This window comes from Actinocrinis sp., assembly GCF_035946395.1.
Taxonomy (GTDB): Bacteria; Actinomycetota; Actinomycetes; order Streptomycetales; family Catenulisporaceae; genus Actinocrinis.
In genome coordinates this window covers 34,699-54,633 of record NZ_DASYZI010000209.1, presented here as the reverse complement: position 1 = coordinate 54,633, position 19,935 = coordinate 34,699, and the positions used below count along the sequence as shown (strand labels likewise).

At 68.1% G+C, this 19,935-nt stretch carries 17 protein-coding genes; 9 read left to right on the top strand and 8 right to left on the bottom strand.

Annotated features, from left to right (window positions below; all coding sequences use genetic code 11):
• A partial coding sequence (locus VGS97_RS13065) for a hypothetical protein (RefSeq protein WP_326853676.1) occupies nt 1–1,138 on the top strand: 1,138 nt, incomplete at its 5' end.
• 116 nt (nt 1,139–1,254) lie between these two features.
• Here VGS97_RS13065 and VGS97_RS13060 read toward each other — a convergent pair.
• Nucleotides 1,255–1,893, bottom strand: coding sequence for a TetR family transcriptional regulator (locus VGS97_RS13060; protein WP_326853675.1), 639 nt, complete (start codon nt 1,891–1,893; stop codon nt 1,255–1,257).
• Between the two features lie 169 nt (nt 1,894–2,062).
• On the opposite strand from VGS97_RS13060, the gene VGS97_RS13055 reads away from it, so the two are divergent.
• Complete coding sequence (locus VGS97_RS13055) at nt 2,063–2,977, top strand: oxidoreductase (RefSeq protein ID WP_326853673.1); 915 nt, start codon at nt 2,063–2,065, stop codon at nt 2,975–2,977.
• Between the two features lie 233 nt (nt 2,978–3,210).
• Here the strand turns inward: VGS97_RS13055 and VGS97_RS13050 are convergent, their stop codons facing one another.
• The 3 genes from VGS97_RS13050 to VGS97_RS13040 form a co-directional block, all read right to left on the bottom strand.
• A complete protein-coding gene (locus VGS97_RS13050) occupies nt 3,211–4,182 on the bottom strand; it encodes an amidohydrolase family protein (protein WP_326853671.1) in 972 nt (323 codons plus the stop codon).
• A 140-nt stretch (nt 4,183–4,322) separates the two neighbouring features.
• The gene (locus tag VGS97_RS13045; protein ID WP_326853670.1) at nt 4,323–6,752 is read right to left on the bottom strand and encodes a glycoside hydrolase family 3 N-terminal domain-containing protein; all 2,430 of its coding nucleotides are present in this window, start codon (nt 6,750–6,752) and stop codon (nt 4,323–4,325) included.
• Between the two features lie 149 nt (nt 6,753–6,901).
• Complete coding sequence (locus VGS97_RS13040; protein ID WP_349262113.1) at nt 6,902–7,888, bottom strand: LacI family DNA-binding transcriptional regulator; 987 nt, start codon at nt 7,886–7,888, stop codon at nt 6,902–6,904.
• A 152-nt stretch (nt 7,889–8,040) separates the two neighbouring features.
• Here VGS97_RS13040 and VGS97_RS13035 point away from each other — a divergent pair, with 152 nt between their 5' ends.
• From VGS97_RS13035 to VGS97_RS13020, 4 genes are all read left to right on the top strand, one after another.
• Nucleotides 8,041–9,339: an extracellular solute-binding protein gene (locus VGS97_RS13035; protein ID WP_326853668.1), complete on the top strand. Its 1,299-nt coding sequence runs from the start codon at nt 8,041–8,043 to the stop codon at nt 9,337–9,339.
• Between the two features lie 244 nt (nt 9,340–9,583).
• Nucleotides 9,584–10,591, top strand: a complete 1,008-nt coding sequence (locus VGS97_RS13030; protein ID WP_326853667.1) for a sugar ABC transporter permease — start codon at nt 9,584–9,586, stop codon at nt 10,589–10,591.
• Nucleotides 10,592–10,598: 7 nt separating this feature from the next.
• Nucleotides 10,599–11,486, top strand: coding sequence for a carbohydrate ABC transporter permease (locus VGS97_RS13025; RefSeq protein ID WP_326853666.1), 888 nt, complete (start codon nt 10,599–10,601; stop codon nt 11,484–11,486).
• A 97-nt stretch (nt 11,487–11,583) separates the two neighbouring features.
• The gene (locus VGS97_RS13020) at nt 11,584–12,792 is read left to right on the top strand and encodes an acyl-CoA dehydrogenase family protein (protein ID WP_326853665.1); all 1,209 of its coding nucleotides are present in this window, start codon (nt 11,584–11,586) and stop codon (nt 12,790–12,792) included.
• 238 nt (nt 12,793–13,030) lie between these two features.
• Here the strand turns inward: VGS97_RS13020 and VGS97_RS13015 are convergent, their stop codons facing one another.
• Together VGS97_RS13015 and aroQ are read right to left on the bottom strand one after the other, a co-directional pair.
• A complete protein-coding gene (locus VGS97_RS13015) occupies nt 13,031–14,278 on the bottom strand; it encodes an RNA polymerase sigma factor (RefSeq protein ID WP_326853677.1) in 1,248 nt (415 codons plus the stop codon).
• On the bottom strand, nt 14,278–14,787 hold the full coding sequence (gene aroQ, locus VGS97_RS13010) for a type II 3-dehydroquinate dehydratase (RefSeq protein ID WP_326853664.1): 510 nt from the start codon (nt 14,785–14,787) through the stop codon (nt 14,278–14,280). Before aroQ ends, VGS97_RS13015 begins: the two co-directional genes overlap by 1 nt.
• 163 nt (nt 14,788–14,950) lie before the next feature.
• Here aroQ and VGS97_RS13005 point away from each other — a divergent pair, with 163 nt between their 5' ends.
• From VGS97_RS13005 to VGS97_RS12995, 3 genes are all read left to right on the top strand, one after another.
• Entirely contained in the window at nt 14,951–15,418 is a 468-nt protein-coding gene (locus VGS97_RS13005) for an SRPBCC domain-containing protein (RefSeq protein WP_326853663.1), read from the top strand.
• Nucleotides 15,419–15,425: 7 nt separating this feature from the next.
• Entirely contained in the window at nt 15,426–15,830 is a 405-nt protein-coding gene (locus VGS97_RS13000) for a metalloregulator ArsR/SmtB family transcription factor (protein WP_326853662.1), read from the top strand.
• 119 nt (nt 15,831–15,949) lie between these two features.
• Nucleotides 15,950–17,317, top strand: coding sequence for an amidase (locus VGS97_RS12995; protein WP_326853661.1), 1,368 nt, complete (start codon nt 15,950–15,952; stop codon nt 17,315–17,317).
• A gap of 18 nt (nt 17,318–17,335) precedes the next feature.
• On the opposite strand, the gene VGS97_RS12990 is transcribed toward VGS97_RS12995, so the two are convergent.
• Both VGS97_RS12990 and VGS97_RS12985 read right to left on the bottom strand, forming a co-directional pair.
• The gene (locus VGS97_RS12990) at nt 17,336–18,043 is read right to left on the bottom strand and encodes a PaeR7I family type II restriction endonuclease (RefSeq protein WP_326853660.1); all 708 of its coding nucleotides are present in this window, start codon (nt 18,041–18,043) and stop codon (nt 17,336–17,338) included.
• A 100-nt stretch (nt 18,044–18,143) separates the two neighbouring features.
• Nucleotides 18,144–19,817: an Eco57I restriction-modification methylase domain-containing protein gene (locus VGS97_RS12985; protein ID WP_326853659.1), complete on the bottom strand. Its 1,674-nt coding sequence runs from the start codon at nt 19,815–19,817 to the stop codon at nt 18,144–18,146.
• Nucleotides 19,818–19,935: the final 118 nt, after the last annotated feature.

Sequence of the window (19,935 nt, the reverse complement as noted above, 5' to 3'; positions counted from 1 at the left end):
TTCGCTGAGGTCACCGGCCATATATACGTCAGCTTGGGCTTGGATCAGGGCGCATGCTCCCGAGATCCTGCTCTACCTCGTGGTGCGCCTCCTCGGCGTGTGCGTGCTCGCCGTCATGGCGCATCGCGTGAACGTGACCGGGTTGCTCGGCAAGTGGGACGGCGCCTGGTACATAGGCATCGCACAGCACGGTTACAACACCTCGCTGAGTTACCGCGCCGACGGCAGTCTGGTGAACACGAACGTTGTGTTCTTCCCGCTCTACCCGCTGCTCATCCGCGTGCTCGGCTGGCCGCTCGGCCTGCTGCACGCGGCGCTGGCCGTCAGTTGGTTGGCCGGTATCGGCGCAGCCGTGGCGATCCGTGCGGTCGGCGAGTACTTGTACGACCGGCGGACCGGCATCGTGCTCGCCGTGCTCTGGGGCATTCTGCCGACTGCGCTCGTCGAGTCGATGGCCTACACCGAGTCCCTTCTCACGCTGCTCATGGCGCTCGCATTGTTGTTTCTGCTGCGCCACCAATGGATCGCGGCCGGTGTCGCGAGCTTCTTCGCCGGATTGACGCATCCGACCGGACTGACGATTGCCGCCGCGATCGACGTGTGCGCGGCCGTGGCGATCGTGCGACGAACTGGCAGTTGGCGTGTATGGATCGGCGGGCTGCTCGCGCCGCTCGGTGCGGTGGGCTATCTGGCGTGGGTCGGTGCGGAACTCGGCCGCTGGGACGGCTGGTCGTTCATGCAGCGCCAGGGTTGGCACAACTCGCCGAGCGCGAGCGGGACCTGGCACGAGGTGCACCTCATCCTCACCAAACCCGTGCAGCTTGGATACTACGTCGCCCTCGCCGTCGTCTTGCTGGCGATCCTCTCCGCAGCCTTCCTGACGTGGGGGCGCACGCGTGGACCCCTCGCGGTGCTCGTCTTCACGTGGCTGTCGATCGCGGCGGCGTTGTCGTCCGGCTCGACCTATTTCCACTCGAAGGCGCGGTTCCTGCTGCCGGTGTTCACGCTCCTACTGCCGCTGGCGGCCCCGCTGGCGCGCCAACGGCTGCGTACCATCGCCACCTTGCTCGGCAGCGGCGCGCTGGCCTCCGCCTGGTACGGGGGCTACCTGCTCACCGTCTGGACCAGGTCACCCTGACGATGAACCCGGAACCCTGGAGCCGGATGCCGGATGCCGGATGCCGGATGCCGGATGCCTAAAGCCGGAGCCCTGAGGCCGGATGCCGGAACCCGGAAGCCCAAAGCCGGAATCCGTCAGCCGGGCTCGGTAGCGCGCCGACGTGCCGCCGCCCCGGGGTTGGTGCGCGAGAAGGCCTCGTCTATCAGCAAGTTGAGGTCGCCGTCACCGTTGTGCCGGGTCCACGCCTCGACGGCAACCTGAAACGCCGTCAGCGCGACGCCCGCGACCAGTGCCGGACCCAGGTCCTCGTCCACGTCGAGCCCCTCGCGCCGGGCCAGTTCGGCGGCCAATTCCTCCTGTAGCACGGACTGGTGTTCCAGGAAGCGCCGGTGCAGCGCCGGCGTGTCGAACATCAGCCGGGTCAGCGGCAGCGCCTTCTCGGGCTCCAGCGTCAACTGCTCGGCCGCCACCGCGAATGCGGCGCGCACCGCCGCCTCCGGCCCTTCGCCGGTCGGCCGGGCGGCCAGTTCCGCGCGGATCGCGGCGCCCAGGTCGCTGACCGACTCGACAACGATGTCCTCCTTCGACTTGAAGTACCGGAAGAAGGTACGCCGGGACACTCCCGCCGCGGCCACGATCTGGTCGACCGTCGTCTCTTCGTAGCCCTGACGGGCCACCAGGTGCAGCGCGACCTCGCCGAGTTGGTCGCGGACCAGCCGCCGCTTGCGTTCCGCCATGCTCAGCGGCGCGAGAGCTTCGGAACTGGTGTGCATTCGATCACTGTAGCACTTTGTGCGCCACCGTGCCAGAGCAGGCACTTCACAGCATACTTGACACCGAGTGCCATGGAAGGCATCCTGTAGCAAGAGGGCGACGCCAGAAGTGCGGCGGGCCCGAAGTGAGTGATCCTGGAGACAAGCCACTACAGGAACGGGAGCGGACATGGAACGCTGGACTGCGGACCGGATCACCGATCAGACCGGCCGGACCTTCATCGTGACCGGGGCGAACAGCGGCCTGGGATTCGAGACGGCACGTCAACTCGCCGCGCACGGTGGCAGGGTCGTGCTCACCGCGCGCAGCGAATCGAAGGGCGCAGATGCGGTGGGGCGCATTAAGACTGCCAATCCCGGGGCGATCGTGGAGTACCGCCTACTCGACCTCGCCGACCTGGACTCCGTGCACAGGTTCGCCGGGAGCGTGCAGGACGACGGGATCGCCGTGGACGTACTGGTGAACAACGCGGGGGTGATGATGCCGCCGCGGCAACTCTCGCCACAGGGCTCCGAGTCCCAGTTCGCGACCAACCACCTCGGTCACTTCGCCCTCAGCGGCCTGCTGTTCGGCACGATCGCGCAAGGCCGGGACCCACGCATCGTGACGGTCAGCTCGACCCTGCACAGGAACGGCTCGATCCACTTCGACGACCTGACCGGAGAGCGTTCGTATTCGCCCACCCGGTACTACTCGCAGTCCAAGTTCGCGAACGTGCTGTTCGGCCTGGAGCTCGATCGGAGGCTGCGGGCGATACGCAGCCCGGTGCGCTCGGTTCTGGCGCATCCGGGGTATTCGGACACGAACCTACAGACCTCCGGCCCGACCGGAGCGATGCGTCAGCTGCTCAAGCTGGGCAACCGGCTGTTCGCGCAGCAGGTCGAGATGGGCGCACTCAACCAGCTGTACGCGGCGGTCGCCCCTGGCGCGGAGAGCGGGAAGTTCTACGGACCCGACGGCTTCGCGGAGAACCGCGGCTACCCGAAGGAGGTGCAGCCGACCGCGTCGGCGAAGAGCGAGGAGACCGCCAAGCGTCTGTGGACACTCTCGGAAGAGCTCACCGGAGTCATATGGAAGCTGTGACGCTCCCACGTGGACGCCTGTGCCAGGCCAGGCCAGGCCAGGCCAGGGCGGGGCGGGGCGGGGCGGGCTAAAGCAGGCGTGGCCAGGCTAGGCTAGGCCATTGCCATTGCCATTGCCATTGCCATTGCCATTGCCATTGCCATTGCCATTGCCATCGCCATCGCCATCGCCATCGCCATCGCCATCGCCATCGCCATCGCCATCGCCATCGCCAGATATTAATACGGAAATGGTCAGATCCGCAGGCGGTAGGCATTGACGGCAGTGCCGCCGAAGATCTGGTCCTGCTCACCCGACGAGAGTTCACTGATCAACTGCGCGGCCGTCTCGGCGACCCGCGCGTAGGGCGCCGCGAGCAGGCAGACCGGCCAGTCGGAGCCGAACATGACGCGCGAGGGTCCGAAGGCTTCGAGCGCTACCTCGGCATACGGACGCAACGAGGCGACTGTCCACGAGGTATGGTCCGCCTCGGTCACCATCCCGGACAGCTTGCAGAACACGTTCGGCTCGGCGGCCAGTGCGCGCAGGCCCGAGGACCACGGCTCCAGTTGGCCCGAGGCGATGGGTGGCTTGGACAGGTGGTCGAGCACGAAGGTGAGCTGCGGCAGCGCGCGGACGGTCTCGACGGCGGCGGGCAACTGGTGCGGGAGGGTCAGCAGGTCGTAGCAGAGCCCTGCTTCGGCGATCGCCTGTAGGCCGCGGCGAACGTCCGGTCGGCACAGCCAGCGTGGATCGGCCTCGCCCTGCACAAGATGGCGGATCCCGACGAGCAGGTCGCCGCCGGGGCCGGCACGCAGCGCGGCGAGCTCGTCCGCAGCGTCCGGCGCGGTGAGATCGATCCAGCCCACCACGCCGACCAAGCTGGGCACGCTGACCGCCGTGTCGGACGTACTGGCCGTGCTCCCAGACGTACCGGCTGTCGCGTCCGACTCGGCGACGATCGTGTCCACCTTGCTGACAGTCGTGTCCGCCGTGGTGACAGTCGCGTGCGACTCGGCGGCCAGTGCGAGGAAGTCTCTCGTCTCGTCCGCATCGGCCAGCACTTGGACCAGGATGCTGCGATCGAACCCCGCCGCGGCGGCCTCGGGAGCGTAGTCGGCGATGGTAAAGGTCCGACGGATATCCGCCAGTTCGGCGGCGTCGAGCCATGACTGTTCGCGACGCTTCAGGTCCCAGAGATGGTGGTGCGCATCGACTCTGGTCACGGGCCGACCACCAGGCGAGTGAGAACCATGCGCAGGACTGTACCTGGTGGCAGTACCTGATGCGTGCCCAGTGTGCCCGAGAGGTCCGACCAGTACTGGATGGTTTAGGCCGCTGCGTACCTTCAGGTGTGGCAGCGTCCTCAGACCACGGTGACGTCTTCGGACGCTGCGACGCCGTTAGGCGCGGTAGGCCCAGTCACACCCTCCGTCACCGTGACGACGGGTTGCATGACCCGCTCGAAGCCGACTTCGCGCCGGTCACCGGTCATGGTCAACCGGACCGTCTCACGGATGTCGGTGCTCGACGCGCCGATCCGCAGCTCGACCTCGCCGGGGTCGACCTGGCGCAGCCCGGCACGGCCCGTGTACGAGGTCAGGTCCGCGTGCAGCTCCAGGGTCACCGTCCGGGTCTGGCCCGGCGCCAGGTCGACTCGGGGTGCGGCGATCAGCTTCTGCACCGGCCGTGCTACCTCGGCCACCGGGTCGTGCAGGTAGACCTGCACCACTTCGGACGTCGGCAGCTGCGAGTCGTTGCGCAGCGCGACGGACAGCGTGCATGCACCATCGGTCGGCCACTGCGAGGGAGTACGGCGGGTGATTTCGAGCCAGGTCGCCGGGGCGTACGACAGGCCGTGGCCGAACGGGAAGAGCGCGGTCGGATCGACGGTGCTCACCTCGCTGGCATGGCCGAGTGGCGCCGCAAGGTACGTCGAGGGCTGGCTCGAACCTGCCGCCGGGAAGCCGACCGGCAGCCGTCCGGACGGGTTGATCCGGCCGCTGAGCACGTCCGCCAGCGCGTGCGCGCCCTCCTCGCCGGGGAAGAAACCGCAGAGCACGGCGGCGAGCCGGTCGACCTGCCGGGACAGTTCATACGGACGGCCGACGAGCAGGACCAGGACGATCGGCGTGCCGGTAGCCAGCAGCGCTTCGAGCAGTTCCTCCTGGCGGCCGGGCAGCCGCAGGTCGGTCGCATCACAGCCTTCGCCTGACGTCCCGCCGCCGAACAGCCCCGCTTTATCGCCGAGCACCACGACGCAGACTTCCGCGTCGCTTGCCAGGCGCACAGCCTCGTCGATGCCCGCGTCGTCGCCGCCCAGTACCGGCACACCCTGTGCGTACGAGATCTGGTAGCCCGCCGGATCCTCGCTCAGTGCGTCGAGGAGAGTCGGCACGTCGATGCTCATCGGCACGTCCGGGTGGTGCACTCCGACGTGCATCGGGAAGGAGTAGCAGCCGAGCATCGCGCTGGACTCGTGCGCGCGCGGTCCGATGAGCGCTATTCGGCGGCCGGGGGCGAGCGGCAGCGCGCTGCGCTCGTTGCGCAGCAGCACGATCGAACGCTGGGCCAGCTCGCGGGCAAGTGCTCGCGACTCGGCGTCGTCGAGGCGCGCGTCCGCGTCCGCCTTTGTGTCCGCCTCTGTGCCTGTGCCTGTGCCTGCGTTCGCGTCCGCGTCGTCGAGGATCGGCGGCTCCGGCGACCAATCGGCGTCAAGCAGGCCCAGTTCGCACTTCTGAAGCAGCACTCGCTCCAGCGCGCGATCTACCGTCGCCAGGCTCATCTGGCCGGACTCGATCATGTCCAGCAGCGGCTGGCCGAAGTACTTCACCGTCGGCAGTTCGACGTCGATGCCCGCGTTCAGCGCCAACGTGGCCGCCTCGCCCGGCGATCCGGCCACGTTGTGCAGGATCTCCAGGAACGTCACCGCGAAGTAGTCCGAGACCACGGTTCCGGTGAAGCCGTATGTGCCGCGCAACAGGTCGGTGAAGAGGCCCGGGTCGGCGGCGGCCGGGACGCCGTCCAGATCGGCGTAGGAGTTCATCACCGAGCGCGCGCCGGCGCGCAGCGCCATCTCGAACGGCGGCAGCAGCACGTCGGCCAGTTCGCGCCGTCCGATCGACACCGGCGCGAGATTGCGTCCGCCCTTCGAGGCGGAGTAGCCGACGAAGTGCTTGAGCGTCGCGACCGCGCCCGTCGACTCGACGCCGCGCACGTATGCGCTGCCGATCGTGCCGACCAGGTAGGGGTCCTCGCCGATGGTCTCCTCGACCCGGCCCCACCGCAGATCCCGCGCCACGTCCAGCACCGGCGCGAGGCCCTGGTGCACCCCGAGCCTGCGCATCGTGCGGCCGATCCGCGCGCCCACCCGCTCGATCAGCGCCGGATCGAAGCTCGCACCCCAGCACAGCGGCGACGGATATATCGTCGCCTGCCAGGCGGCGAGGCCGGTCAGGATCTCCTCGTGCACGAACGCCGGGATGCCGAAGCGGCCGGCCGCCATGATCTGGCGCTGGGTACGGGCGAGTACTCGCGCGCCTGCGGCCGGCTCGACCGGCCGGGTGCCGAACGGACGGGTCAGCTGGCCGATCCCGTTGCCGATCAGCGCTTCCCAGTCCTCCGGCGGCGCGGCCAGCTCGTGCTGGTGCGGCGCCATCTCGCCATCCGTGGTGTTGATGCCGACCCACACGCCGTAGAGCTGAGCCACCTTCTCCCGCAGCGACATGCGGGAGAGCAGATCGGCGACCCGTTCGCCGGCCGGGATCGCTGGATCGCGCCAGACCTCAGCGGTCACTTGATTCTCGATAGACACGTAAGGTCCGTCCGTCCTTCACCGGGCACATGGCACTAGGGGCACTGGTCGCTGGTTGGGTCGCTGATGAAACCGGGGTTCTGCTCGTGGTGGCGGAGCTGGTGGAGCTGCTGGCGGGGTGGTGCTGAGCATCAGATCGCGCGGGTCGACTGGCGGACGACCAGCTTCGTCGCGAGCGTGACGTGTGTCTCGTCCGGGGTCTCGCCCCGGATCAGCCGGACCAGGATCTCGATCGCCCGCTGACCCATGGTGCGGATGGGCTGGTCCACCGTGGTCAGCGGGGGAGTGCAGAGCACCGACTCGGGAATGTTGTCGAAGCCGACGATCGACAGGTCGTCCGGCACTCGCAGGCCCAGCTCGCGCGCCACGTCGATGGTCGCGATCGCCGACAGGTCGTTCGCGGCGAACACCGCGGTGGGTCTGTCGGGTGAGCTGAGCAGCTCGCGGGCCGGTTTGACCGAGACCTCCGGGTCGTACGCGCCGACCTGGATCAGCCGCTCGTCCACCGGGACCCCCGCCGCGACCAGCGCCTCCCGGTAGCCCTGCTCGCGCAGCTGCGCCGACTGGAGGTCGGGCCGCCCGGACAACATCGCGATCCGCCGGTGTCCGAGACCGAGCAGGTGTTCGGTGGCCAGGCGCGCGCCGTGCAGGTTGTCCGAGTCGACGGTCGGCAGGTCGGTCGGCCCGGTGTGCGGGTCGACGGCGACCACCGGCGCGCCGTACTGCACGTCCACCACGGTCGGTGTGACCAGCACCGCGCCGTCGACCAGCGTCCCGCTCAGCCGCGACAGGTACCGGCGCTCCCAGCCGAGGTGCTCGCTGGTGCGGCCGCCGGCCGAGTAGACGACCAGCTCGAAGCCGGTGCCGCGGATCGCGTCGCCCGCGCCCTTGAGCAGCTCGGTGCTGAACGGCTCAAGATCGGCCACCAGGATGCCGATGACGTTGGTGCGGTGATTGCGCAGGCTCTGCGCGACCAGGCTGGCCTCGTAGCCGAGTTCGTTGATCACGGCCTGGACCCGCGCGAACGTGTCCGCCGACACGCCATAGCGCTGGTTGATGACCTTGGAGACGGTCGCCACCGACACGCCGGCCTGAGCGGCGACATCGCGGATGGTCACACGGGAGCTTGGCTGCACCGGCCCAGAATAGCGTTGTAAAACGTTATCGACAACGATTGACACGATCACCCGCAACGCGCAGACTCTTCGGCATCCTGGGCTCAAACCGCCCGGTCCAGTTCGGCCGACGCTGTCAGGAATGGACCAGTCTCATGCGTAGAATCCGCACATCAGGCGCCCTCGTCCTCACGGCGGCGCTAGCGTTAACCGCCGCCGCGTGCAGCAGCAGCGGCGGGGGAACGGCAGGCTCAACGAACACGAACGGCCCGGTGAACCTGACCTGGTGGCACAACGGCACCACGGACCCGGTCAGGAGCCTCTGGGCGCAGGCCGCGAGCACTTACCACGGCTCTCACCCCAACGTCAGCTTCACCGTCGACCCGATCCAGAACGAGCAGTTCACCACGAAGGTGCCTGCCGCGCTGGAGGGTGACACCCCGCCGGACATCTACCAGCAGTGGGGTGGCGGCCAGCTCTCCAGCCAGATCACCTCCGGCAAGCTCATGGACCTCACCTCGCTGGTGTCCAGCTGGATCAGCGAGATCGGCGCCACCGCTCAGGGGTGGCAGGCCAACGGCAAGCAGTACGGCGTCCCCTACGACCTGCACGTCGTCGGGTTCTGGTACCGCAAGGACCTGTTCGCGCAGGCCGGGATCACCGCCCCGCCGGCCACGATGGACGAGTTCAACGCCGACGTGACCAAGCTCAAGGCGAAGAACATCGTCCCGGTCGCCATCGGCAGCAAGGACCGCTGGCCCGACGCCTTCTACTGGGACTACTTCGCGGTGCGCGAGTGCTCCACCGACGTGCTGAAGACGGCCTCGGCCTCGCTCAAGCTCGACGACCCGTGCTGGACGAAGGCGGGCAACGACCTCAAGGCGTTCCTGGCCACCAACCCGTTCCAGTCAGGTTTCCTCGGCACTCCGGCCCAGCAGGGCGCGGGCAGCTCCGCGGGCATGATCGCCAACGGCAAGGCGGCGATGGAGCTCCAGGGCGACTGGGAGCTGTCCACCATGACCGGCCTGGTGCCCAACGGCGACTTCAAGTCGCAGCTGGGCTGGTTCCCCTTCCCGGCCGTGACCGGCGCAGCGGGTGACCCGAGCGTGGCCCTCGGCGGCGGCGACGGCTTCTCCTGCACCACCAAGGCGACGGCCGCCTGCGCCGACTTCCTCAAGTACCTGGCCAGCCCGGAGATCCAGCAGAAGGTCGCCTCCCAGGGCGTCGGCCTGCCGGTGAACCCCGCGGCCTCCTCGTCGCTGACCGACCCGACCCTACAGACCGTCTCGTCGTATGCGGCGAAGGCGTCGTACATCCAGATGTACTTCGACATCGCCTTCCCGACGAACGTCGGGCAGTCGCTCGACACCGCCGTGGCCAACTACTTCGCCGGCCAGGGCACCCCGCAGTCGATCGTGCAGAGCATCACGAACGCCTCGGCGGGCGGCAAGTAACCCGGTAGCAGTAGCAGCAGTACCAAGTACCGCAGCAGCCGCGCGTCGCGCGAGTCACGCGGGTGCGCATGGTGTGAGCCGTGCGCACCCGCGGGGCTCCGTGCGGGCGACGAGGCCGCATACGACGAGTGAAGCGCGGTGAAAGTCGTGCAAGTCATGCAATCGGCGGTTGGCGCTCCGACCGCCGGGGACGAGCGATGAGCAGCGGGCTGCGCAACCCCCCTAAGGTCACGAAAGGCGAGTCATGAGCAGCGACGCACGGGTCACGGACCGGGCCGTCGGCCCCGTTTCCGCCGTGGCGGGCTCCAAGGCGCTCGGCGGCCGCATCCGCCGGGCGCGCCAGGCCGGGCGGCCGGGCGGGCTGCGCAAGTGGCTGGAACTCAGCCTCCTGCTGACCCCGGCGCTGGTGCTCTTCCTCGGCTTCGTGCTGGCCCCGATCGGCGTAGCCGCGTACTACAGCTTCTACAACTGGAACGGCTTCGGGCCGCTGAACGACTTCATCGGCCTACAGAACTACCATGACGCGATCACCGGCCAGGTCTTCCAGGGCGCGGTCGTGCACAACCTGATCATCGCGGGCCTGTCGATCGTGGTCCAGCTGCCGCTGAGCATCGGGCTGGCCCTGCTGCTCAACCGCAACCTGCGCGGCCGGGCGTTCCTGCGCCTCATCGTGTTCGCACCGTACGTGCTGTCCGAGGCGATCACCGCGGTCGTCTGGCTGCTGCTGCTCCAGCCGGGCGGCGCCGTCGACCAGGCGCTACAGTCGGTCGGCCTCGGCTCGCTGGTGCACCAGTGGCTGGCCAACACGAGCATCGTGCTCTACACGCTGTTCGTGGTGATCACCTGGAAGTACATCGGTTTCGGCATCATCCTGCTGCTCGCGGGATTGCAGGGGGTCCCGCCGGAGCTGCGCGAAGTGGCCGCGATCGACGGGGCGACCCCGTGGCAGACCACCAGGCACATCGTGCTGCCGCTGCTCGGCCCGACCATCCGGATCTGGATCTTCCTGTCGGTGATCGGCTCGCTCCAGCTGTTCGACCTGGTGTGGATCATGACGCTCGGCGGCCCGGCCAACGCGTCGAGCACGATGGCGACCTACCTGATCGACCACGGCTTCCGCCGCTACGAGTTCGGCTACGGCAGCGCGGTGGCCGTGATCCTGTTCATGATCTGCTTTGCCTTCGCGCTGATCTACCAGCGCTTCGTGCTGCGCCGCGACACCGAGGGCGCACTGACCCGGATCGTGGGGTGACAGGGCCATGTCAGCGGCCGTGAATCCGATCGCGGACTCCCGCGTTCCCGCCGCCCCGCGGCGCCGCGGGGCCCCGGTGGCCAAGGGCACCCCGTTCGCCTATCTCGTGGCGATCATCGTCATCGGGGTCACCGTCGTCCCGCTGTTGTTCGTGTTCGTCGGCGGGTTCCGCACTACCCCGGCGCTCAACGCGGACCCGACCGCCACCTCGGGTCCGTGGGTCTGGTCGAACTACAGCAGCATCCTCGGTTCGTCGGTCTTCTGGCAGTTCCTGGAGAACAGCCTCCTGATCGCGGTGATCGCCACCAGCGTCGCGGTGGGGTTCGGCTCGATGGCCTCCTTCGCACTCTCGCGCTACAACTTCCGCCTGCGCGAGGGGTTCTACACGCTGTTCACCATCGGTCTGCTCTTCCCGATCGGCGTCGCGAGCCTGCCGGTCTATCTGCTGCTGCGTCAGATCCCGCCGCTGATGGAGAACCCGCTCGGCGTGGCGCTGCCCGAGGCGGCGTTCTCGCTGCCGGCCACGGTCGTGATCCTGCGGCCGTTCATGCGCGCCATTCCGGGCGAACTGGAGGACGCCGCGGTGCTCGACGGCGCGAGCCGGCTCGGTTTCTTCTGGCGGATCCTGTTGCCGCTGTCCGGGCCGGCGCTGACCACGGTCGCCATCCTCGCGTTCGTCACCAGCTGGAACGCCTACCTGCTGCCGCTGCTGGTGTTCAACGACCAGAACCATTTCACCCTGCCGCTGGGCGTCGCCACGTTCCAGTCGCAGTATTCGCAGGACACCGCGCGCGTGCTGGCCTTCACGGCGCTGTCGATGTTGCCGGCCCTGGCATTCCTGGCGATCGCCGAGCGGCGCATCGTCGGTGGCCTGACCGGAGCGGTCAAGGGATAGGCAAAGGCGGGACAGGCGGGAGGGAACGGCCGTGCCGTGGGGCTGGCTGGCTGAGGAGAACATCGCGAGGCGACCGGGGTGCGAAGATGAGGCCATGATGGACAAGGCCACCAAGGCCCCCGAGTCCACGGCGGACCCCGGCCCGCTGCGCGACCCCCTCGAACTGCTCGACACCTCCAGGCTGCTGAGCGGGGAGGAGCGCGACATCCAGGCCTCGGTGCGCGGCTTTCTGGCCGACCGGGTGCGCCCGCACCTCGGGCGCTGGTTCGAGGAGGCGCACTTCCCCCGGGACCTCGTGCCCGAACTGGGCAAACTCGGCCTGCTCGGGATGCACTTGGAGGGGTACGGCTGCGCCGGGACGAACGCCACGAGTTACGGCCTGGCCTGCCTCGAACTAGAGGCCGCCGACTCCGCGCTGCGCAGCTTCGTCTCCGTGCAGGGCTCGCTGTCGATGTACTCCATCCGGCGCTACGGCTCCGAGGAACAGCGGAGGCTGTGGCTGCCCCGACTGGCTTCCGGTACCGCGATCGGCTGCTTCGGTCTGACCGAGCCGGACTTCGGCTCCGATCCGGCGAACATGCGCACCCGGGCGGTGCGCGTCGGCAGCGACTGGATCCTCAACGGTTCGAAGCAGTGGATCACCAACGGCAGCATCGCGGACGTGGCCACCGTCTGGGCGGCCACCGAGGAGGGGATCCGCGGATTTCTCGTGCCGCGAGGCACGCCCGGTTTCACCGCCACCGACATCGGCCACAAGCAGTCGCTGCGTGCGTCGATCACCTCCGCGTTGTCGTTCGACGACGTTCGGCTGCCCGCCTCCGCGCAACTGCCCGAAGCGCGTGGCCTCGGTGCGCCGCTCTCCTGTCTGAACGAGGCCCGGTTCGGCATCCTGTTCGGCGCGGTCGGCGCTGCCCGCGACTGCCTCCAGACGGCGCTTTCGTACGCCGACGCGCGCGTCCAGTTCGGCAGGCCGATCAGCTCATTCCAGCTGACGCAGCGAAAGCTGGCCGACATGGCCGTCGCACTGAACACGTCGATGCTGCTCGCCCTGCATCTCGGCCGACTCAAGGACGCCGGACGGATCCGCCCGGAGCAGGTGAGCGTCGGCAAGCTGAACAACGTCCGGCAAGCGATCGCGATAGCCCGCGAGTGCCGAACCATCCTCGGCGCGAACGGGATCTCGCTCGACTACTCGCCGCTGCGGCACGCCAACAACCTTGAGTCCGTGCTCACCTACGAAGGCACCGAGGAGATCCACACCCTCGTCGTAGGCCAAGCCCTCACCGGCCAGTCGGCCTACCGCTAACCCAACACCCGATTATCCGACTACCCGATTATCTGAACCGATTATCTGACCGCGCGTCACTGGACCGTCCATCAGGTCAGTCGGCCCGTCATCCAGCCAGCCCTTGCCGACCGTGCAGCCGTGCAGCCGTGCAGCCGTCCAGCCGTGCAGCCGTGCAGCCGTCCAGCCGTCCAGCCGTCCAGCCGTCCAGCCGTCCAGCCGTCCAGCCGTCCAGCCGTCAGCTCGCTCTTCCCGTTCGTCAGCCAGCTAAGCGGGCTGCGCGTTCCGCCAGGTAACGCTGTTCCGGTTCGTTGTCGGCTAACCGTGCGGCCTCCCGATACGCGGCGACCGCGCCCTCGTCATCGCCCGCCATCTCCAGCAAGTGCGCGCGTACGGCGTGCAGGCGGTGGTGCCCGGCCATGCGTTCGTCGTCGTCTAGCGACTTGAGCAGGTCGAGTCCCGATAGCGGACCCTGCACCATCGCCACGGCGACAGCCCGGCTGAGCGTGACCATCGGCCCTGGTGCCATCTGACCGAGCAGCTGATACAGCGCCAGGATCTGCGGCCAGTCGGTGTCCTGTGCCCGTGCCGCCTCGTCGTGCACCGCCGCGATCGCGGCCTGTACCTGGTACGGGCCGAGCGGCGAACCACTCAGCGCCGCAGTGATCAGCTGCGTTCCCTCGTGGATTGCCGAGCCGTCCCACAGCGCACGGTCCTGCTCGGCCAGCGGTACCAGCGAACCGTCCGATCCGGTCCGCGCCGGCCTGCGGGCCTCGATCAGCAGCATCAGCGCCAGCAGCCCGGCCACCTCGCCGTCGTTCGGCAGCAGCCGGTGCAGTTCGCGGGTCAGCCGGATCGCCTCGTCGGTCAGCCCGATTCCGGGCTGTCGCGATTCATCGGCCAGCGGCTCGGTGTAGCCCTGGTTGAAGATCAGATAAAGCACGTGCAGGACGACCCTCAGCCGGCCTGGCCGCTCCGCATCAGGCGGCAGACGGAACGGGATGCCGGTGGCCTTGATCCGCTGTTTGGCGCGGCTGATGCGCTGAGCCATCGTCGCTTCGGGTGCCAGGAACGCGCGGGCCACGTGAGCTGTCGTCAGCCCGCCGACCGCGCGCAGCGTCAAGGCGAGCTGCGAGGCCTCGGACAGCGCCGGGTGGCAGCACAGGAACAGCAGCGTGAGCGTGTCGTCCTGCTCCGGCGGCTGCTCCTCGCCGGGGCCGGCGGTGAGCGCCGCGTCGGTGGGTGCCAGCGCGGCCACGTTGGCTTCGCGCTGGCGCCGCGCATGGTCGCTGCGCCACTGGTCGGTCAGCCGCCGCGTGGCCACAGTGGTCAGCCAGGCCTGCGGACTGTCCGGAACGCCCTGCTTGGGCCACTGGACCGCGGCGGCCAGCAGCGCCTCCTGGACCGCGTCCTCGCAGGAGTCGAACTGTCCGTATCGACGGGTGAGCGCACCGAGCACCCGCGGCGCGAGCAGCCGCAACAGATCCTCGACGGGCTCGTCCGCCATCACGGCCACGGCTGTGAACCGCCTGTGCCCGAGCCCGAGCCCGTACTCGTACTCGCGGCCTCGGCCGCCAATCGGTGCAGCCCCTGGATCGCCAGCGGATAGCCCTCGACGCCGAAGCCGACCACGATCCCCGCGGCGACGGCCGAGATATAGGAGTGGTGCCGGAACTGCTCGCGCGCGTGCACGTTCGAGATGTGCAGCTCGACGACTCGCAGCCCGGCGCCCTTGATCGCGTCGTGCAGGGCAATCGACGTGTGCGTATACGCCCCGGCGTTGAGCACCGCGCCGATCAACTGCCCGGCCTGCTGCGCGGCCCCTGCCTCCTGGAGCCAGTCGACGAGCACGCCTTCGTGGTTCGACTGGCGGAAGTCGACCTCAAGGCCGAGCGCGGCGCCGGCCTCCCGGCACAGCGCCTCGACGTCGCCGAGCGTCCGCGCGCCGTAGACCCCAGGCTCGCGCGTGCCGAGCAGGTTGAGGTTCGGGCCGTTGAGGATCAGCACGGAAGACATGGCTAGATCTTGCCCGTACTGCCCCCGTTTCGCATGCGTGCAGCCCGGGCGCGTCCATACGCATCAACATGCAACCTCGGGGTTGCACAATATGGCCAGAAGTGCAATCCTGGGGTTGCAGGTTGGGGAGTACAAGATAACCAGAGACGGAGGCGACCGCGCCGTGGACGACAACTACGACAGCGAAAGCTACGACCGCATCGAGCGGCAGATCATGATCAACGCCACCCTGGACCGCGTGTGGGACCTGGTCAGCACGCCGGGCTGGTGGGTGCCGACGAAGGCCGAGGAGCCGGTCGTGCGTACGCCCGGACATCAGGCGGTCCGGCACAACGAGACGTACGGCCGCTTCGTGGTCGAGGTGGTCAGCATCGAGCCGAAGACGTACGCCGCGTTCCGCTGGGCCAGCCAGTTCCCGAACGAGGAGCTCGCGCCGGGCCGGACCACGCTCGTCGAGTTCCGCGTCGAACCGGGTGACCAGGGCGTCAACGTGTCCGTCGTGGAGAGCGGGTTCGCCTCGCTCGACGCGCCCGAAGCCCAGCGCAAGGCCGGGTTCGAACACAACACCGAGGGCTGGAAGCTGGAGATGGACGTGCTCAAGGAGCAGGCCGAAGGAGCCGCCACGGCATGAGTGCCGCATGAGTGCCGCCGCCGCGGACGGGTCCCCGGACATCGACCGGATCTTCACGGCGCTCGCGGACCCGACCCGCAGGCTGGTGCTCGAAGTGCTCGGCGAACGGCGTGAATGCAGCGCCTCGGCGATCGCGCGGGAGACGCCCGTCACCCGTCAGGCCGTGGTCAAGCACCTCACGGTGCTCGACGAAGCCGGGCTGATCGAGGGCCGCAGGGTCGGCCGTGAGGTGCTGTTCCGAGTGCGTCCCGAAGGCCTGCGCGCTGCCGCGGCCTGGATGACGGACCAGGCCGCGGCATGGGACCGACGCCTGCGCCGACTCAAGGAACTGGCCGAGGCGCCGACAGCCGATCAGGGTCACAACCACACGTCCAGCCACGGCCCCGGCGAAAGCCGCCGCCGCACCTCCTGACCCGCTGACCATCTCACCCGCTGACTCCGCGACTCCATGACCCCGCGACTCCAATCCATCTCAGTGGTCTGGCATTGCGTCCTGTTGACGCGGCGGCGCACGTGGCCCAGCCTTCAAATATGGAGACGTGGATCGGCCGCAGCGCCGAGCAGATCGCCGCCGCCGTGCGCGCGGGAGAAGTCGAACCGCGGCTCGTCGTGCAGCAGCACCTCGATCGGATCGAACGGCTCAACCCGCAGCTGAACGCCTTTCGCCGGATCCGGCGCGAGGAGGCGCTGGCGGAGGTGGACGCGCTCGCGGTGCGCTCCGACCTCGCCGAGCTGCCGCTGGCCGGCGTCCCGCTCGCGGTCAAGGACAACGTCCCGGTGAGCGGCGAACAGAGTCGCATCGGCTCGGCCGCCACGTCGACGTCCGCCATGGATGCCGACCATCAGGCGATTGCGCGACTGCGGGCCGCCGGGGCGATCGTCGTCGGCCTGACCAACGTGCCCGAGTTGTGCCTGCTGGGGATGACGGACAGCGTGTACGGCATCACCCGCAACCCGTGGGATCGGGGCAGAACGGCCGGCGGCTCGTCCGGCGGCAGCGCCGCGGCGGTCGCGGCCGCGCTGGTCCCGATCGCGCACGGCAACGACGGGCTCGGTTCGATCCGCATCCCGGCGTCCGCCTGTGGCCTGGTCGGCATCAAGCCGGGCACCGGAGTCGTGCCAGCGGAAAAAGAAGAAGGCGGCGAGCCGCCATGGTTCGGCCTGGTCGAGAACGGAGTGCTCGCCACCACGGCCCGCGACGCCGCGATCGCAATGGCCGTGATGGCGAACGCCGACGACCTGGCCGAGCCCCAGGAACCCCGGTCCGTGCGGGTCGGGGTATCCACAAAGCCCCTCCAACTGGGTGTACCCATCGACCGAAGCGTCATCGCGGCGACCGTCGGCATCGGCGACCTGCTCGCAGAACAAGGACACACGGTCAGCCGACACACCGCGAACTACCCCGCCTGGCTCGGCGCGGGAATCGCGCTGACCTGGTTCGCGTGCGCCCGCGAAGACGCCCGCGAGCTGGAAAGGTCCCAGCTCGACAAATCCACCCGCGGCTTCGTGAACATCGGCCGAGCGCTCGAACCGACCCACCTGACCGGAGCACGCACCCGCACCCGCTGGCGTGCCGAGGCAGCGGGCAAGTTCTTCGGCGACATCGACGTCCTGGTTCTGCCCACCCTCACCGCGCCGCCCCCGTTCGCCCGCCGCTACGGCGAGCGCAGCGCCCTGCGCAACGTGACCACCAACACCAAGTTCGCGTCGCTGCTCGGCCCGTGGAACGTAGCAGGCTGGCCGGCCATGAACATCCCCGCAGGCGTCCACGACGTCGGCACGCCCATCGGCGTCCAACTCGTCGCCCGCCCCGGCGGCGAACACCTGCTGCTTGCACTGGCCGCGCAGCTCGAATCCGCGCACCCCTGGCCCCGCCACGCCCCCGAGTACCGGCCGTAGGCAGCTGTCGGATCCGGTTCAGTCTGTCGGGCGATGTGAGAAGGCTTGATGGATGTCCGAGGCGAGCCCGTCCCATCCGACTCGCGGATCGGGATCGTGCCATGAAAATGGGTCTTCCTGAACGCCGACTGCCCAGGTCATGTCGTAGAGCCCGGTTTCGCGCAGCCGTCGGCACATGATTGCAGTGCGCTGCAAGTAGGACGCGCCGCTGAACTCGGGATCGCCCTGGCCGATCAGGCGGCCGATCGCGACAGGCTTGGTGCTCTCCGGGGAAATGCCCATGATGAAGACGTAGGCGCGCCGCAGGCCCTTTGGCAGGAGCCCGTGCGCCTCGGCTTGCCGGGTGTCCTCGGCCACGCCGAATACCTCGTCGGCACGATTGTTGAGGTTCTTGCCTTCACTTCCGCTCATCGATTTGTATTCGACGACGAGCACCGGTTGGCCGTCCTTGAGAACGGCCAAGTCCCAGGCCTTGGACGACCGGTAGTAGCCAGCGAGTGTTGCCCGCCGGTTAGTCATGAACGTCAGGCCGTCGCTCATGCCTGCGCGCTTGATTTCTTCGACGACCAGGCTGTTGAGTCCGTCCAGACGGGCGCCGCCGGTCACCGCCGACCGGTTGCCTTCCTGGGCGCGTCCGCCGTTCTGGGCCGCTGCCTTCTGGAGTCGGCGCACATCGACCCAATGCTGCAACGCAATATCGACCCGTGCTTTTGCGTCGTCGTCCACCGACCCCCAGTGCCTTTCCCTCTGTGCCGGGCCTGACGAGTTTCCTCGGGCCTCGTAGATAGGAGGTCAAGATACCAGACGTCGGCGACACAAACTGCGGTTACCTGGGCAGTCGGTCCATTCCATAGGCCTCGAGGGCGGCGCGGGTCGCAGCGGCCCGGTTACGGGTGCGAAAGGCGGTTGTGAGTTCCTCGGAAACCCGATCCGTCAGCGTACCGATTTCGGGCACGCGCACTCTGCGCAGATATTGGGCCTGGAATCGGAGCGTTTTGCCACGCATCTTCACGCAGTATGCGGCGATCTGTCGTTCGACGACCTCGGAAAGTAACAAGCCGCCGAGCACTTCGAGATTCCAGTCGTCGGATACGACGTAGTACAAGTTGTGGTGTGGATAGTGGCCGCCGGTTTCCAACACTGGATTGGGCTGGCGTTTCATGTCTTCCAGTAAGAGTTTCGGATGATTGGTGAGGCCACAGGTGACTCTGTCGATTGTGCGATGCCAGCGTTGAGGATTGCGCCGTCCGATGCTGCGCCGCCGTAGCGATGCCTCATGCCGGCGCAAGTAAGTGGCGAACCGAGGCCAGTTGTCCATATCCACCAGGCCGTCAGGATCCCAAGGGTTGACCAGATAGGTGCCGGACCAGGTGAACGAGCCGGACTTGATGTCTGCCGGCATCGCCAGTTTCAGCAGACGCTCATCCTCTACCAGCAACTCGTCACGGGTCAGGTAAACGGCGTCAGCTCCGGTCGCGACACCGATGCTGATGCGCGTTCCACCGGCGTCCTCTAGAAGAGGCAGCGTGTCGTCCAGCTGCTCCAGCCAGGCGATCGTCTCTGGGCTCGCATCCGGCCAGGACTCGGGATTCTTGTGCCAGTGCGGGAGACGTGCGGCCTCCAGAGCGCCGGTGGAGAGCACCGGTGTAGTTGTCACGCTCCACATGGTGAACTGGCGCGCGGCCTCGGCATCGAAAGCAGCTGTTGTGTCGGCGATGACGGCCTCGGCTTGGACCCCGCGTCGTAGCACGGTCACTGCGGGATAGGCACTGACGTCGTCAGCGAATGCGTCAACATCGTGCATGACCACGCAAACGTCGACCGCGAATCCGCCGGAGAGGATTTTCTCGCGCAGGCGCTGGCCGTATTGGTTGCGCATCCACCGGTCCGCGCAGATGTACCCCAGTTTTCCGTCGGCTTTGAGGATGTCGAGGCCGCGTTCGAAGAATCCGACGAAGACGTCGGCTCGCCCGCCCATGGTCGGGCATGCCTGGCGGTATGCGGCCAGCAATGCAGGTTCGAGATCCTCGATCCTGATGTACGGAGGGTTGCCGATCACCAGGTCTGCGTGCACGTCGCCGAGGTCATCGAGCAGGAAGTCTCCGACGTTCAGCCACTGGTCGGCCAAAGCCCTTGCGGTCGGCAGCGCGCATCCCGCCTCTGTTAGGACACCGATGGCAAGGGATCGACAGGCCGCTACATGACCGGTTTGGAGATCGCGGCCGATCACGCACCCGGCCAACTCCTCCCACGGGAGGTCGGGAGCATGCTTGGCGCGCGATTGAACCAGCCGTTCGATCAGTGGCCCGAGGAACGCCCCGCTGCCGACGGCCGGTTCCACGACAGTCAGCGACGTCAGGTCCTGGCCGGAGTCATAACCGCACTGGTCCAAGATCATCTCGACAACCCAGCGCCGCGTGAAGACCTCCCCGTATGTCACGCGGTCATCCCCGATCAACTTGGGTGAGGGAGCCGGAAACAAGGCCAGCGCTGCGCTCATGGCGTCATCGTACGGGAGCCTTGAGACAGCGCCCGCTGCGCTGTGATGATCTCAACGCTCGCATGACGAACAACGGCCGAACACCGAATCGCCCCGAGTCATCAGCGGAAACGTGGAG

Excerpts from the sequence above, each read along its gene's own strand:
- aroQ (WP_326853664.1), bottom strand. The coding sequence starts at position 14,787 with ATGTCTTCCGTGCTGATCCTCAACGGCCCGAACCTCAACCTGCTCGGC.
- VGS97_RS13020 (WP_326853665.1), top strand. The coding sequence starts at position 11,584 with ATGGACAAGGCCACCAAGGCCCCCGAGTCCACGGCGGACCCCGGCCCG.
- VGS97_RS12985 (WP_326853659.1), bottom strand. The coding sequence starts at position 19,817 with ATGAGCGCAGCGCTGGCCTTGTTTCCGGCTCCCTCACCCAAGTTGATC.
- VGS97_RS13055 (WP_326853673.1), top strand. The coding sequence starts at position 2,063 with ATGGAACGCTGGACTGCGGACCGGATCACCGATCAGACCGGCCGGACC.
- VGS97_RS13060 (WP_326853675.1), bottom strand. The coding sequence starts at position 1,893 with ATGCACACCAGTTCCGAAGCTCTCGCGCCGCTGAGCATGGCGGAACGC.
- VGS97_RS13035 (WP_326853668.1), top strand. The coding sequence starts at position 8,041 with ATGCGTAGAATCCGCACATCAGGCGCCCTCGTCCTCACGGCGGCGCTA.
- VGS97_RS13030 (WP_326853667.1), top strand. The coding sequence starts at position 9,584 with ATGAGCAGCGACGCACGGGTCACGGACCGGGCCGTCGGCCCCGTTTCC.
- VGS97_RS13015 (WP_326853677.1), bottom strand. The coding sequence starts at position 14,278 with ATGGCGGACGAGCCCGTCGAGGATCTGTTGCGGCTGCTCGCGCCGCGG.
- VGS97_RS13000 (WP_326853662.1), top strand. The coding sequence starts at position 15,426 with ATGAGTGCCGCCGCCGCGGACGGGTCCCCGGACATCGACCGGATCTTC.
- VGS97_RS13025 (WP_326853666.1), top strand. The coding sequence starts at position 10,599 with ATGTCAGCGGCCGTGAATCCGATCGCGGACTCCCGCGTTCCCGCCGCC.
- VGS97_RS12995 (WP_326853661.1), top strand. The coding sequence starts at position 15,950 with ATGGAGACGTGGATCGGCCGCAGCGCCGAGCAGATCGCCGCCGCCGTG.